General features: G+C 73.0%; 15 protein-coding genes. 2 read left to right on the forward strand and 13 right to left on the reverse strand.

What is annotated here, in order from left to right; genetic code table 11:
* Positions 1-156 precede the first annotated feature (156 nt).
* A complete protein-coding gene (locus ACWGE1_RS08710; RefSeq protein WP_453419832.1) occupies positions 157-1,053 on the reverse strand; it encodes a polysaccharide deacetylase family protein in 897 nt (298 codons plus the stop codon).
* Complete coding sequence (locus ACWGE1_RS08715; RefSeq protein ID WP_453419864.1) at positions 1,050-1,919, reverse strand: polysaccharide deacetylase family protein; 870 nt, start codon at positions 1,917-1,919, stop codon at positions 1,050-1,052. The genes ACWGE1_RS08710 and ACWGE1_RS08715 overlap by 4 nt, the downstream gene beginning before the upstream one ends.
* Before the next feature lie 257 nt (positions 1,920-2,176).
* Between ACWGE1_RS08715 and ACWGE1_RS08720 the strand changes: the two genes are divergently transcribed.
* Positions 2,177-3,397 (forward strand): class I SAM-dependent methyltransferase, encoded by a 1,221-nt coding sequence (locus tag ACWGE1_RS08720; protein WP_453419833.1) that lies wholly within the window; start codon positions 2,177-2,179, stop codon positions 3,395-3,397.
* A gap of 226 nt (positions 3,398-3,623) precedes the next feature.
* Here the strand turns inward: ACWGE1_RS08720 and ACWGE1_RS08725 are convergent, their stop codons facing one another.
* Genes ACWGE1_RS08725 through tsaB form a run of 4 tightly spaced genes read right to left on the reverse strand, consistent with a single transcriptional unit; the run spans position 3,624 to position 6,199 of the window.
* A complete protein-coding gene (locus tag ACWGE1_RS08725) occupies positions 3,624-3,896 on the reverse strand; it encodes a hypothetical protein (RefSeq protein WP_453419834.1) in 273 nt (90 codons plus the stop codon).
* Positions 3,893-5,044: a tRNA (adenosine(37)-N6)-threonylcarbamoyltransferase complex transferase subunit TsaD gene (tsaD, locus tag ACWGE1_RS08730; protein ID WP_453419835.1), complete on the reverse strand. Its 1,152-nt coding sequence runs from the start codon at positions 5,042-5,044 to the stop codon at positions 3,893-3,895. The genes ACWGE1_RS08725 and tsaD overlap by 4 nt, the downstream gene beginning before the upstream one ends.
* Positions 5,037-5,516, reverse strand: coding sequence for a ribosomal protein S18-alanine N-acetyltransferase (rimI, locus tag ACWGE1_RS08735; protein ID WP_453419865.1), 480 nt, complete (start codon positions 5,514-5,516; stop codon positions 5,037-5,039). Before rimI ends, tsaD begins: the two co-directional genes overlap by 8 nt.
* 20 nt (positions 5,517-5,536) lie before the next feature.
* Positions 5,537-6,199: a tRNA (adenosine(37)-N6)-threonylcarbamoyltransferase complex dimerization subunit type 1 TsaB gene (gene tsaB / locus ACWGE1_RS08740; RefSeq protein WP_453419836.1), complete on the reverse strand. Its 663-nt coding sequence runs from the start codon at positions 6,197-6,199 to the stop codon at positions 5,537-5,539.
* Positions 6,200-6,320: 121 nt separating this feature from the next.
* Between tsaB and ACWGE1_RS08745 the strand changes: the two genes are divergently transcribed.
* Entirely contained in the window at positions 6,321-6,875 is a 555-nt protein-coding gene (locus ACWGE1_RS08745) for a hypothetical protein (RefSeq protein WP_453419837.1), read from the forward strand.
* Between the two features lie 94 nt (positions 6,876-6,969).
* On the opposite strand, the gene ACWGE1_RS08750 is transcribed toward ACWGE1_RS08745, so the two are convergent.
* The 7 genes from ACWGE1_RS08750 to glmS form a co-directional block, all read right to left on the reverse strand.
* Positions 6,970-7,155 (reverse strand): hypothetical protein, encoded by a 186-nt coding sequence (locus tag ACWGE1_RS08750; RefSeq protein WP_453419838.1) that lies wholly within the window; start codon positions 7,153-7,155, stop codon positions 6,970-6,972.
* Positions 7,156-7,270: 115 nt separating this feature from the next.
* The gene (gene tsaE, locus ACWGE1_RS08755; RefSeq protein ID WP_453419839.1) at positions 7,271-7,837 is read right to left on the reverse strand and encodes a tRNA (adenosine(37)-N6)-threonylcarbamoyltransferase complex ATPase subunit type 1 TsaE; all 567 of its coding nucleotides are present in this window, start codon (positions 7,835-7,837) and stop codon (positions 7,271-7,273) included.
* The gene (locus ACWGE1_RS08760) at positions 7,788-9,047 is read right to left on the reverse strand and encodes an alpha/beta fold hydrolase (protein WP_453419840.1); all 1,260 of its coding nucleotides are present in this window, start codon (positions 9,045-9,047) and stop codon (positions 7,788-7,790) included. The genes tsaE and ACWGE1_RS08760 overlap by 50 nt, the downstream gene beginning before the upstream one ends.
* Positions 8,992-10,128, reverse strand: a complete 1,137-nt coding sequence (gene alr / locus ACWGE1_RS08765; protein ID WP_453419841.1) for an alanine racemase — start codon at positions 10,126-10,128, stop codon at positions 8,992-8,994. The genes ACWGE1_RS08760 and alr overlap by 56 nt, the downstream gene beginning before the upstream one ends.
* A 168-nt stretch (positions 10,129-10,296) precedes the next feature.
* Positions 10,297-11,697 carry an NAD(P)H-hydrate dehydratase gene (locus ACWGE1_RS08770; RefSeq protein WP_453419842.1) on the reverse strand — a complete coding sequence of 467 codons (1,401 nt, stop codon included), beginning with the start codon at positions 11,695-11,697 and terminating at the stop codon, positions 10,297-10,299.
* Positions 11,698-11,707: 10 nt separating this feature from the next.
* Complete coding sequence (locus ACWGE1_RS08775) at positions 11,708-12,076, reverse strand: holo-ACP synthase (RefSeq protein WP_327736912.1); 369 nt, start codon at positions 12,074-12,076, stop codon at positions 11,708-11,710.
* Between the two features lie 21 nt (positions 12,077-12,097).
* Complete coding sequence (gene glmS, locus ACWGE1_RS08780; RefSeq protein WP_453419843.1) at positions 12,098-13,945, reverse strand: glutamine--fructose-6-phosphate transaminase (isomerizing); 1,848 nt, start codon at positions 13,943-13,945, stop codon at positions 12,098-12,100.
* Positions 13,946-14,021 lie beyond the last annotated feature (76 nt).

Below are 14,021 nucleotides of genomic sequence, written 5' to 3' on the forward strand. Positions count from 1 at the left end.
AGGGTGGCCGAAGGCCATCGCGCAGCGACGCGAGGAACGAGCGCCCTTGAGGGGCCGGCCCGACACGGAGAGACGAAGACTGCCGGGAAACCCCCATACACATCCCTGACCACCGCCCCACCGAAAGCCCCGCTCCCGCCCCCGAAGCCCCCACCCCTACAAGTAGTCCTCCAGCCGCCCGATGCTGTAGCCCTGCTCCTGGATGCGCTGGAGCATGCGCGTCGTCATCTGCGTTTCCGTCGTGCCCTTGAGTTCACCGGGGCCGCGGAAGTGGGCCAGGACGATGTCCCCGGGCTGCAGGGCGGAGCCCTGGGCGTACTGGAAGTTGTTGATCTGCATCGACACCCGCCACAGGACCACCGACGAGACACCGCACTCCGAGGCTGCCCGGAGGGTGTCGTCGTTGTAGTTGCCGAAGGGCGGGCGGAAGAGCGGCGGGCGCTGGCCGAAGCGCTTCTCCAGCCGTTCCTGCTGGCCGCATATCTCCTTCTTCTGCCCCTCGAAGGAGAGGGTCCGTAGGTTCGGGTGCGTCAGCGTGTGGTTGTTTATCGTGCTCGCCGAGCCGTTGTCGCGGAGCTTCTCGAAGTGCCCGTAGTCCGACGAGGCCACACTGTCCGTCAGGAACATGCTGATCGGCAGCTTGAGGTCGGCCGCCATCTTCAGGAACTCGGGGTCCTTCTCCGCGCCGTCGTCGAAGGTCAGGAAGACTATTTTCTCCCCGGCCGGCACGGGTATTCGGTCTATCACCGGGACCTTGCCCGGGCCGGGCTTCGGGATCTGCGGTTTCTGGGCGGGCTTGGGCGCGTACTGGAGGGGGGCCGTCAGGCCCCATTTCTTGTACGCCTCGTCGGATGCGCCTCCCGGCGCCGGTGACGCCGGCGGCGCCGTGGACCTGCCCGTCGACGGCGTGGCGCCACCGGCCTCCGGTGTCGCCTCCGCCGTCTTGCGTGCCAGGCGTTCCGTGGGGGCCGCGCTGTCCCCGCACCCCGTCAGGGACAGCGCGAGCGCGCCGGCCGCCAGCGTTCCGGCTACCAACCGGCGCGCGTGCTTCACAGATAATCCTCCAGGCGAGCCACGGCATACCCCTTGTCCGTGACGGTCTTCATGACATGACGGATCATGTCAGGCATCGTGCCCTTCCAGTCCTCCTTGCCGCGGAAGTGAGTGAGGATGATGTCACCGGGGTGCAGATCGCGGTCCCATTCCCGGTAGTCCATCCGGTTGGTGAACGCCTCCGCGTTCCACAGCGGGACCGCCTTGATGCCGCAGGACTTCGCCGCGCGCAGCGTGTCCTGGTTGTAGTTGCCGTACGGCGGCCGGAAGAGCGTCGGCCGCTTGCCGAACTCCTTCTGGATCGTGTCCTGCTGGCCGCAGATCTCCTGGCGCTGCTGCTCGTACGACAGGCCCGGCATGTACCGGTGGTTGAGCGTGTGGTTGTTCAGGGTGACGCCCGCGGCCTGCATCTGCTTGAAGTACGGGTAGTTGTCCCGTACGACGTAGTCGCTGAGGAAGGCCGTGTACGGGATCTTCAGCTCCTGCATCATCTTCAGGAACTCGGGGTCCTTCTCCGAGCCGTCGTCGATCGTCAGGAAGACGACCTTGTCCTCGGTCGGGACGGTGGTGAAGACGGCCGGGTACTCCTCCTGGTCCTCCACCTCGAATCCGTCGCGCGTGGTGATCTCGGGCTTCTCCTTGGGCGCCGGCGGGGCGGCGAGCGGGGTCTTGCGCAGTCCCCACTTCTTCGCCGCGACGATGCGCGCCTGCTGGGCGGCCTTGGCCTTCTCGGCGGCGCTGAGCGCGCCCGCGGCGCCCGCCTCCGCGGCCTTGGCGGCCTTCGCCTTCTCGGCCGCGTCCGGCCCGGAACTCCCGGAGCCGCACGCCGTCCCGAGCGCGGCGACGAGCAGGGCTGCCACGGCCACCCCGAACCGGCCGCGCGGACCTGCCGCGTACCGGTGACCCTGTTGCGAGTTATGTTCCTTTTGTCGTACTAGCTGCATAGCAGCGCATCCTGGCACCCGACACACGGGCTACCGGGAAGACACCCGCGAACGCGGTGTCACCTTCCTTCGACTGGCCCACACCGTCCACCGCGGGACCCGTTCCCCCACCCCCTCCCCATCCTCCTCCGGTCCCGCCCGCGCCGCCCCCGGGCCGGCCCGTCGCCGACAATGGACGCGTGACCCCCGAAGACTTCGCCGCGCTCCTCACCCCCGAGGGCCGCGCCCTCCTCGACTCGCTCCGCGACTACGACCCGGCCCAGGAGCTGGCCGTCGCCACCCGGCTGCGCCGCGAGCACCCCGCGGCTCTGGTCTCCGCCGCGCTCGGGCAGGCCCGGCTGCGGCAGCGCGCGGTGGCGAAGTTCGGTGCGGAGGACGCCTTCCGGATGTACTTCACGCCCGGCGGCGGCGAGATGGCCACCCGCGCGTCCGTGGCCTCGTACCGGGCCGAGCGGCTCGCGGCCCTCGGCGTACGCAGCCTCGCGGACCTGTGCTGCGGCATCGGCGGGGACGCCCTGGCCCTGGCCCGGCTCGGCATCCGGGTCCTCGCGGTGGACCACGACCCGCTCACCGCCGCCGTCGCGCGGGCCAACGCCGAGGCGCTGGGTCTGGCGGACCTGATCGAGGTCCGGGAGGCGGACGTGACCGAGGTGGACACCTCCGGCTACGACGCCGTCTTCATCGACCCGGCCCGGCGCGGGGGGCGCGGCCGGATCTTCGACCCCGAGTCGTACTCGCCGCCGCTGTCGTGGGCGGTGGAGACGGCCCGGGCCGCGAAGCACGCCGCCATCAAGATCGCCCCCGGGATCCCGCACGAGGCCGTGCCTGCCGAGGCCGAGGCCGAGTGGATCTCCGACCAGGGGGACGTCAAGGAGGCCGTGCTCTGGTTCGGGACCGCGCCGGGGACCGTGCGCGCCACCCTGCTCCCCGGGCCGCGCGCGCTGCAGACCGCCGATCCCCTGCCCGATCCGGCGGCCGGACCGGTCGGCCGCTGGCTCTACGAGCCGGACGGCGCCGTCATCCGCGCCCACCTGGTCGCCGAGGTCGCCGGGCAGCTGGACGGGCGGCTGATCGACCCGACCATCGCCTACATCACCGCAGACGAGCTGCGCGCGACGCCGTACGCGACGGCGTACGAGATCACCGACGTGCTGCCCTTCGGCCTGAAGAAGCTGAAGGCGCTGCTGCGCGAGCGCGGGGTCGGGATCCTGACCGTGAAGAAGCGCGGCTCGGCGATCGAGCCCGAGGAACTGCGCAGGAAGGTCAAGCCGCAGGGGCCGAACTCCGCGACCGTCTTCCTGACCCGGGTGGCGGGAGCCCCCTCGATGCTGATCGGCGCGCCGGCGGTACCGCCCGCCGTACCGCCTGCCGTACCGCCTGCGGCGACGCCCGGCGGGTGACGTGCCGGGCTGCGCGGGTCGGGCAGTGACGTGCCGGGCCGCGCGGGCCGGCGTGATGCCGGTCCGGCGGCGCGTGCCGGTGCGATGCCGGGTCGGGTGAGGTGCCGGGGGCGGCGGCGCGGGTCGGGTGAGGTGCCGGACCGGTAGCGCAGGTCGGGCAGTCCCCCGCCCGGCGGCGCGGATCGGGCCGGTGCGGCGCCGGACCGGTGTGCCCCCGGCCGGGTGGTCAGCCTTCTTCGACCTCCACCGATTCGAACCGCCAGCGGTGGACCGCCCGCGTGATCAGGTCGGCCGCGGGCTCGGGCAGCTCGGGGAGGTCCGCCGCCACACCCTCGGCGGCCTCCCACCAGGTGATCACGAGCACCCGGTCCTGCTGGGCGCGGAACACCTCGCGGCGCACCGGCTCCCGGGCGAGGACCCGGGAGCGGGCCCATTCCAGCAGTTCGTTGCCCCGGCCGTCGGCGGCCCGGGCCTCCCACATCAGCGCGACGGTGCTCACGAGTACAGGTTGTCCTTGCTGAGTTCGTGCACGTGGTCGTGATCGTGGGTGTGACCGTGTCCGTGTCCGTGGCCGTGCCCGGAGTCGTGGTCGTGGTCGTGCGCGGTCCCCGGCACGTGCGGGTCCGTCACCGGCAGCGAGGAGTCCGCCGACAGGTCCCAGTCGGATGCGGGCCGGTTCCGCTTGACCATCTCCGCACCCAGCGCCGCCACCATCGCGCCGTTGTCCGTGCACAGCTTCGGCCGCGGCACGCGCAGTACGATCCCCGCGGCGTCGCACCGCTCCTGGGCGAGCGAGCGCAGCCGGGAATTGGCAGCCACGCCGCCGCCGATCATCAGGTGGTCGACGCCCTCGTCCTTGCACGCCCGGATCGCCTTGCGCGTCAGCACGTCCACCACGGCCTCCTGGAAGGACGCCGCCACATCGCGCACCGGTACGTCCTCGCCCGCGTTCCGCTTCGCCTCGATCCAGCGGGCGACGGCCGTCTTCAGCCCGGAGAAGGAGAAGTCGTACGCGGCGTCGCGCGGGCCCGTCAGCCCGCGCGGGAAGTTGATCGCCTTCGGGTCGCCCTCGCGCGCGAGCCGGTCGATGACCGGGCCGCCGGGGAAGCCCAGCTGGAGCACGCGCGCGATCTTGTCGAAGGCCTCGCCCGCCGCGTCGTCGATGGTCGCGCCGAGCGGCCGTACGTCGGAGGTGATGTCGGGGGCCAGCAGCAGCGAGGAGTGACCGCCGGACACGAGCAGGGCCATCGTCGGCTCCGGCAGCGGCCCGTGCTCCAGCTGGTCCACGCAGATGTGGGAGGCCAGGTGGTTCACCCCGTACAGCGGCTTGCCGAGCGCGTACGCGTAGGCCTTGGCCGCCGAGACGCCCACGAGCAGCGCGCCCGCGAGACCCGGTCCGGCCGTGACGGCGATGCCGTCGAGGTCGCGGGCGCTGACCCCGGCCTCCTTCAGGGCGCGTTCGATGGTGGGGACCATCGCCTCCAGGTGGGCCCGCGAGGCCACCTCGGGCACGACGCCGCCGAAGCGCGCGTGCTCGTCGACGCTCGACGCGATCGCGTCCGCGAGCAGGGTGGTGCCGCGGACGACGCCGACGCCGGTCTCGTCGCAGGAGGTCTCGATGCCGAGGACGAGCGGTTCGTCAGCCATTGCTCTCACTGCTCTCAGTTCGTGCTTGTGCGGGGTCGGTCAGTCGCATGACGAGCGCGTCGACGTTGCCGGGCTGGTAGTAGCCGCGCCGGAAGCCGATGGGCTCGAAGCCGAAGCGCTCGTAGAGCTTCTGGGCACGGGTGTTGTCCACACGTACCTCCAGCAGCACCTCGGCGCACTCGAACGCGGTGGCGGCGCGCAGCAGGTCGGTCAGGAGCCGGGCGCCGAGCCCGGTCCCCCACTGGTCGCGGGCGGCCGCGATGGTCTGTACGTCGGCGAGGTCGCCGACGGCGGCCAGTCCGGCGTAGCCGACCAGGCGGCCCGCCGCGTCCTCGGCCACGATGTAGCGGCGCGTGGCCTGCGGGCCGCGGGCGTGGGCGAGTTCGGACCAGAACATCCCCGCGGACCAGGCGTCCTCGGGGAACAGCTCGTGCTCCAGTTCCAGCACGGGCCCGATGTCCCACCAGCGCATCTCGCGCAGCGTGTGGGATGTCACTGCGGGGTGACCACCTTGTAGTTCTTGGGTACCTGGGCGTCGGGCCGGCGCAGGTAGAGCGGGGTCGGAGGCAGGAACTCCAGGCCCGCCGCCAGTCGTTCCGCGGCCAGCGAGGCGAGCGCGGCGGCGGACTGGTGCTCGGGGCCCCGCGCGTCCGGGAACACCTCGGGGTAGAGGAGCGCGCCCTGGCCCACCGCGGGCACGCCCGCGACCTGCTCGGCGATGTCGGCCGGGCGGTCCACGGAGGGCTCGCCGACGCGCGTGCGCGGGTCCTCGTACCGGGCCCAGTAGACCTCCTTGCGCCGCGCGTCGGTGGCGACGGTGAAGGGGCCCTCGATCCCGGCGGTCCCGGCTGCGTAGGCGAGGCCGTCGAGCGTGCACAGGCCGTGGACGGGCACGCCCAGCACGGCGGCGAAGGTGGAGGCGGTGACGAGGCCGACGCGCAGCCCCGTGTAGGGGCCGGGGCCGACGCCGACGACGACGCCGGTGACGGCTTCGAGCTTGACCCCGGCCTCGGCGAGGACCTTGTCCACGGAGGGCAGCAGGAGCTCCCCGTGGCGGCGGGCGTCGACCTGGTTCGACTCGGCGACGACGGACTCACCGTCGTGCAGGGCGACGGTGACGGCGGGCGTGGCGGTATCTACGGCGAGCAAGAGCACGCGAACAGCCTACGACTCCGGCGGCCGGGCCCCTTGCGGCCGGTCTCGGAGCAGGGTGGCTGCTACCTTTCGACGGGGGTATCCGGACGTGGTACCAGTCAGTGCGGAGAGGTGGAGCAAGGTGGCACGCAGCAGCTCGGGAATCGTGGCCGGGCTCACCGCCGCGGCAATCGCCGCCGTCGGCTTCCTCGGTTACCAGGCCTCCGCCACGGCGCCCGCGCTCCCGCCGAAGGCGGCCGCGCAGGAACCGGCCCCCGCCGCGAGTCAGGCCGCCAAGCAGGACCCGGCGAAGCCGGCGCCCGTGCCCGAGGGCTCCGGCACCGGGATCCGCGTCGTGTACTCGGTGGGCCAGAAGCGGGTGTGGCTGGTGGGCGACCCCGCGCAGCCGCCGAAGTCGTTCCCGGTGATGCCGAGCACGGTGCACCCGAAGGCGGGCAGTTACGCGGTCGGTTCGCGCTCGGGTTCGGTGACCGGTTCGGACGGGGTGCCGATCGAGCACGTCGTCCGGTTCGCCACCGCGGAGGGTGTGGCGGTCGGTTTCAGCGCCCGCACGGACGGCGCGACGCCGGAGCCCGACCCGAACAAGAAGACCGGCGGCATCCGCATGGCCCGTGCCGACGGGGACGCGATGTGGGCCTTCGCGACGATCGGCTCGAAGGTCGTCGTCGTTCCCTGACGGACCCCTCCGACGGATCCCCCGCTCTTTCACCCAACCGGGTGACGCGACACGGGTCGGCGAGGACCGCCGGGGTCCGGAACCAGGACCAGGACTAGGCCGCTTCGGATTCCGGGGCGGCCTCTTCGCGCGCGCCCTCCGCCGGCCCGCCCGTGCCCGCCGCGCACTCCCGCGCGGGAGGCGTCGAGACGGCGGTGGCGGCCGCGCCGGCAGCGAGGAGCGTCCACATGGAGACGGTGGACGGGCGGGGTTCGCGATGTGCTCCTGCTGGTGCCGACATGGCTGCCTCCTGGACCCGGGACACCGTACTTAGGCATACCTAAGAAACTCTCGGTACCATGTCACCACGAGTGCTGCCGACAGCGCAATATCTTGCCGACGAGTTGTCGGTACGTTTACTCCGAGAGGACCCCGGCCAGGGCATCCAGCCCGGCACCGGCGCCCCAGCGCGTCCCGATCCCGCGCACCGAGACCTCCCGTACATCGTCCAGGACCTCCTCGTGGCCGACCGCCCGGGCGATCACCACGTGCAGCCGGTCGTCGGAGAGCTCCTCCACCTTGCCGTCGCCCCACTCCACGACGATCACGGACTCGGGCAGCGAGACGTCGAGGTCCAGGTCCTCCATCTCGTCCAGCCCGCCGCCGAGCCGGTACGCGTCCACGTGCACCAGCGCCGGTCCACCGGTCAGCGAGGGGTGCACGCGGGCGATCACGAAGGTCGGCGAGGTCACGGCCCCCCGCACGCCCAGGCCCTCACCGAGGCCCCGGGTGAGCGTGGTCTTGCCCGCGCCCAGCTCGCCGGTCAGCAGGACGAGGTCACCGGGGCGCAGCAGGGCGGCGATCCTGCGGCCCAGTTCCTGCATCGCGTCCGGGGAATCGACGGTGATCCGGGTCTCCGTGCCGGCCGCGGCCTCAGGTGCCGGTGCCTGGCTGCGCTGTGCTTCCAGCGGTACTTCTTCCATGCCCGCCAACGTTAGTCGCTGCGGGGACCGCCACCGCCCCGGTGCGCGCCAGCAGCTCGGTGAGCAGCCGCGTCACGGTCTCCGGGCGTTCCAGCATCATCAGGTGCCCGGTGGACTCCAGGACCACGAGGTCGGCGCCGGGCAGCGCCTCCTTGATGGCCACGCTGTGCGCGGGCGGGGTGATCATGTCCTTGTCCCCGGCGACGACGGTCACCGGCAGGTCCGCGAACAGCTGGAGCGCGGAGGTCTTGTCGTGGGTCTGGAAGGCCGGGTAGAACTCGGCGACCACGTCGATGGGCGTGGCCTCGATCAGCCGTTCCGCGAACCGCGCGACGCCGGGATCCACGTCCCGGGAACCGAACGAATACATCTTGATCATGCCGGCGAACAGGTCCGCGGTCGCCCGGCGGCCCTTCTCCACCAGCTCCACCTGCGAGCCGAGCGCCTTGAGCACGCCCGGCAGGAGCCGGCGCACGGCTCCCATGCCGACGGCGGGCAGCCCGTAGGTCACCTCGCCGAGGCGGCCGCTGGAGGTCCCGACCAGGGCCACCCCGACGACGCGGTCGCGCACGAGCTCGGGGTACTGCTCGGCGAAGGCCATGATGGTCATTCCGCCCATCGAGTGACCCACCAGGATCAGCGGCCCCTCGGGGGCGGCGGCGTCGATGACGGTCTTGAGGTCCCGGCCGAGCTGTTCGATGCCCAGCGGCTCGCCGTCCGCCTGGGCGAGGCCGCGGGCGCTGCGGCCGTGGCTGCGCTGGTCCCAGTAGACCGCGCGGACCACACCGCGCAGGGCGGCGCGCTGGAAGTGCCAGGAGTCCTGGGCGAGGCAGTAGCCGTGACAGAAGACGACGGTGGCCTGGGGCTCGGGCTTGCGGCGCAGCCGCCGCCGCTTGCCGTCCTCGGGGAGCTCGTCGACCTCGTAGTAGAGCTCGGTGGCGTCCTCGGCCCGGCAGATCCCCTCGGTCCCGCGCAGGGACCCGTAGTCCCCGGCCGCGTCGAGGGCGAGGCGCGCCTTCATCCGCACGCCGCGCCCGACGGTGATTCGTTCGACCGCGACACCGGCCGCCGCACCCGCGGCTATCACGCCGATGGCGGCGCCGGCCCAGCCGGCCTTGCGCCAGTTCTCGCTCACGCCGCCGTCCTCACTCCGCTCAGCGGCCCAGGTACACCCGGGGCACGCGTGCACCGATACGGGTGACGATCTCATACGCGATCGTCTGCGCCGCCCGGGCCCAGTCCTCGGCGGTGGGTTCACCGCGTTCCGCGTCCCCGAAGATGACGGCTTCGTCACCGGCGCGGGCGTGGTCCTCCCCCAAGTCGACCACGAACTGGTCCATCGCGACGCGTCCGGCGACCTGGCGGATCCGGCCGCCGACGAGCACCGGGCCGAGGCCGGAGGCCTGCCGCGGGATGCCGTCGGCGTAGCCCGCCGGGATCAGCGCGAGGTTCGTCTCGGCGTCGGTGACGTAGTGGTGGCCGTAGCTCACCCCGTGCCCGGCGGGGACCGTCTTGACCAGTGCGACGGAGGCCTTGAGGGTCATCGCGGGCCGCAGGCCCAGCTGGGCCGGGGTCCCGAGCTCGGGCGCGGGCGAGACCCCGTAGACGGCCAGTCCGCAGCGCACCAGGTCGAAGTGGGACTCGGGCAGGGTGAGGGTGGCCGGCGAGTTGGCGATGTGCCGGACCTCGGGCTCGACGCCCTCCTTCTCGGCGTAGGCGAGCATGTCGCGGAACGCGGCCAGCTGGAGCTGGATCGAGGGGTGCCCGGGCTCGTCGGCGCAGGCGAAGTGCGACCAGACTCCGGTGACCCGTACGGTCCCCTCGGCCTGGGCGGCGACGGCCGCCCCGACCAGTGCCTCCCAGTCGGCGGGCTGGCAGCCGTTGCGGCCGAGGCCGGTGTCGGCCTTGAGCTGGATGCGCGCGGTACGGCCCGCCGCGCGGGCGGCCGCGCGCACCTCGTCGAGGGCCCACATGCCGCTGACGGCGACGTCCAGATCGGCCTCGACGGCCTCCCGCCAGGGCCCGCCCGGGGTCCAGAGCCAGCACAGGATGCGGCCCTCGATGCCGGCCGCGCGCAGCGCGAGGGCCTCGTCGGGCGTGGCCGTCCCCAGCCAGGTGGCACCGGCCTCCTGGGCGGCCCTGGCGCATTCCGGGGCCCCGTGCCCATAGGCATTCGCCTTGACCACGGCCATCAGCTCGGCCCGGGGCGCCCGCTCGCGCAGAGCGCGCACGTTCTCCCGTACGGCGTCAAGATCGATCTCGGCGTACACGCGCGTCGCTGTCTCGTTCATCGCCCCCAGTCTCTCAGAACCCCCGCCCGGCCCTGGTGCGGGCGGCCGAAGGGGCGGACAATTCCTCCCTCGCGTCGCGGCGAACGATCCGCCGGGTGCGCGTTCACCGTTTCCCGGGCTCTGCCCGCGGGCACGAACACCCGTTCCTGAAGGCGCGTCTCGGCGGCGTCAGGGGCGGCGGACGTCGCGCCAGGCTTCCGGGAGGGCTTCGGCGACCTGGTGGGCCAGGAGCGGGCCCCCGACCCGGCGGGCCGCCAGGCCGTGGAGGTACGCGCCCACCGAGCCCGCGTCCGCGCCGGACAGCCCGCCCGCCAGGAGGGATCCGGCGAGCCCGGACAGCACGTCCCCGCTGCCCGCGGTGGCCAGCCACGGGGTTCCCGTCGGATTCACCCGGACGGGCGCGCCGTCGGAGGCGACCAGCGTCGTCGAGCCCTTCAGCAGCACCGCCGCCCCGTACCGCTGCGCCAGCGCCCGTACGGCGCCCAGCCGGCCCGCCTCCACCGACTCCCGGTCCACGCCCAGCAGCGCCGCGGCCTCCCCCGCGTGCGGGGTCAGCAGGGTCGGGGCCTTCCGCGCCCGCAGCACCGCCGGGTCCAGTCCTCGCAGCCCGTCGGCATCGACCAGTACCGCCGTGTCCCCGGCCAGCAGCTCCGCGACCTCCCCGGCGCGACCCTCGCCCAGCCCCGGGCCGACCACCCACGCCTGCACCCGGCCGGGGCCGATCAGCGTCTCGGGGTAGCGGGCGAGCACCGCCTCCGCGGCCGGACCCACGTACCGCACGGCGCCCGCGCCGCCCCGCAGTGCTCCGGCCACGGCCAGCACCGCCGCTCCGGGGTACTGCGCGGACCCGGCGACGATCCCGACCACGCCCCGCCGGTACTTGTCGCTCGATGCCGTCGGCTCGGGCAGCAGCCCCGCCACGTCGGCGTGCTGCAGGGCCTCCACCTGGGGCGTGGGCAGCTCCAGCCCGATGTCCACGAGGTGCACCGCGCCCGCCCGCGAGGCCCCCGGGTCGATCAGCAGGCCGGGCTTGTACGCCCCGAAGGTCACCGTCACACCGGCCGTGACGGCCGGCCCCGCCACCTCCCCGGTGTCCGCGTCCACCCCGCTCGGCAGGTCCACCGCGACCACGGGGACCCCCGGCGGAATCCGCTCCACCAGCGCCGCGGCCGCCGGGCGCAGCCCGCCCCTGCCGCCGATCCCGAGCAGTCCGTCCAGTACGAGGTCCGCCCGCTGCGGGACGGACCGCGCGAGGTGTCCCCCGGCGGCCCGCAGCGCGGCCAGCCCGCCCGCGTGCATCCGCTCGGGGTCCATCGGCACCGCCGTCACCCCGGCCCCGCGCCGCGCCAGCCGGGCGCCCGCGTACAGCGCGTCGCCGCCGTTGTCCCCGGGGCCGACGAGCAGGACGACCCGGGCCCCGTACACCCCGCCGCGGGTCCGCCGCAGCAGCCCGGCGCACGCGGCGGCCAGGCCGGCGGCCGCCCGCTGCATCAGGGCGCCCTCGGGGAGCCGGGCCATCAGCTCCCGCTCGGCGGCCCGTACGGTCTCCACGCTGTAAGCAGTGCGCACGGACTGCCCCCTATCCTTCTGCGATCACCACGGCGGAGGCGATCCCGGCGTCGTGGCTGAGCGAGATGTGCCAGGACTTCACGCCCAGCGCCAGCGCCCGCGCCTCGACCGTCCCGGACACCCGCAGCCGCGGCTGTCCGCTGTCCTCGACGTACACCTCGGCGTCGGTCCACAGCAGCCCGGCGGGCGCGCCGAGCGCCTTGGCGAGGGCCTCCTTGGCGGCGAACCGTGCGGCGAGCGAGGCGGTCCCGCGCCGCTCGCCGCTCGGCAGCGTCAACTCGGCGTCGACGAACAGCCGTCCGGCCAGGTTCGGCGTGCGCTCCAGCGCCGCGCCGAACCGCTCGATCTCCGCTACGTCGATCCCGACGCCGATAATCACAACGACAACTCCACTGCCCGACTACTCCACGGTCACCGACTTGGCGAGGTTACGCGGCTGGTCCACCTCGTTGCCGCGCGCCGTGGCCAGCTCGCACGCGAAGACCTGCAGCGGCACCGTCGCCACCAGCGGCTGGAGCAGCGTCGGCGTCGCCGGGATCCGGATCAGGTGGTCGGCGTACGGGACGACCGCCTCGTCGCCCTCCTCCGCGATCACGATGGTCCGCGCCCCGCGCGCCCGGATCTCCTGGATGTTCGACACGATCTTGTCGTGGAGCACCGAACGGCCGCGCGGCGAGGGGACGACCACGACCACCGGCAGGTCCTTCTCGATCAGTGCGATCGGCCCGTGCTTGAGCTCGCCCGCCGCGAAGCCCTCGGCGTGCATGTACGCCAGCTCCTTGAGCTTGAGCGCGCCCTCCAGCGCCACCGGGTACCCGACGTGCCGCCCCAGGAAGAGCACGGTGTTCTTGTCGGCGAGGGACCGCGCGAGCTGCCGTACGGGCTCCATGGTCTCCAGTACGGTGTCCACGGCCGCGGCGATGTCCGACAGCTCCCGGATCACGGCCTCGATCTCGTCGCCCCACTTCGTGCCCCGGACCTGCCCGAGGTACAGGGCGACCAGGTAGCAGGCCACCAGCTGCGTCAGGAACGCCTTGGTCGAGGCGACGGCCACCTCGGGGCCGGCGTGCGTGTAGAGCACGGCGTCCGATTCGCGCGGGATCGTCGACCCGTTGGTGTTGCAGATGGCCAGCACCTTGGCGCCCTGCTCGCGTGCGTGGCGCAGCGCCATCAGGGTGTCCATGGTCTCGCCGGACTGCGAGATCGCGACCACCAGCGTCCGCTGGTCCAGGATCGGGTCGCGGTAGCGGAATTCGCTCGCCAGCTCCGTCTCGCACGGGATGCGGGTCCAGTGCTCGATGGCCAGCTTCGCGATCATCCCCGCGTGATAGGCCGTACCGCACGCCACGATCACGACCTTGTCGACCTCCCTGAGCACCGAGACGGGGATGCGCACCTCGTCCAGGGTCAGCGAGCCGCTCGCGTCGATCCGGCCCAGGAGGGTGTCGGCGACGGCCTTCGGCTGCTCGGCGATCTCCTTGAGCATGAAGTAGTCATAGCCCCCCTTCTCGGCCGCCGAGGCGTCCCAGTCCACGTGGTAGGCGCGCACGGTCGCGACCGAGCCGTCGAAGTTGGTCACCGAGACGCCCTCGCGGCGCAGCTCGACGACCTGGTCCTGCCCCAGCTCGATCGCGGACCGCGTGTGGGCGATGAAGGCGGCCACGTCCGAGGCGAGGAAGTTCTCGCCCTCTCCGACGCCCACCACCAGGGGCGAGTTCCGGCGCGCGCCGACCACCACGTCCGGCTCGTCGGCGTGCACCGCGACCAGCGTGAACGCGCCCTCCAGGCGCCGGCACACCTGCCGCATCGCCTCGGCGAGATCGCCGGTCGCCGAGAACTGCTCGGCCAGCAGGTGCGAGACGACCTCGGTGTCGGTCTCGGACTCCAGCCGGTGCCCGCGCTCGGCCAGTTCGGCGCGGAGCGCGGCGAAGTTCTCGATGATGCCGTTGTGCACGACGGCCACCCGCCCCGAATTGTCGAGGTGCGGATGGGCATTGGCGTCGGTGGGCCCGCCGTGGGTCGCCCACCGGGTGTGTCCGAGTCCCGTGGAACCGGCCGGCAGCGGGTGCCCGACCAGTTCCTTCTCCAGATTGACGAGCTTTCCGGCCTTCTTGACGGCCGCCAGGCTGCCGTCCGCGAGCACGGCGACCCCGGCCGAGTCGTAGCCGCGGTACTCCAGCCGCTTGAGTCCGGCGATGACCACATCGAGCGCCGACTGCGCTCCCACGTAACCCACAATTCCGCACATACGCCGCAGGGTACGCCGTGGTTGGCAGTCTGCCCCGTAGCGGAACAAGACGAAACCCCGCCCCGGCGTGCGCGCC

It is taken from the genome of Streptomyces sp. NPDC054932 (assembly GCF_053610205.1).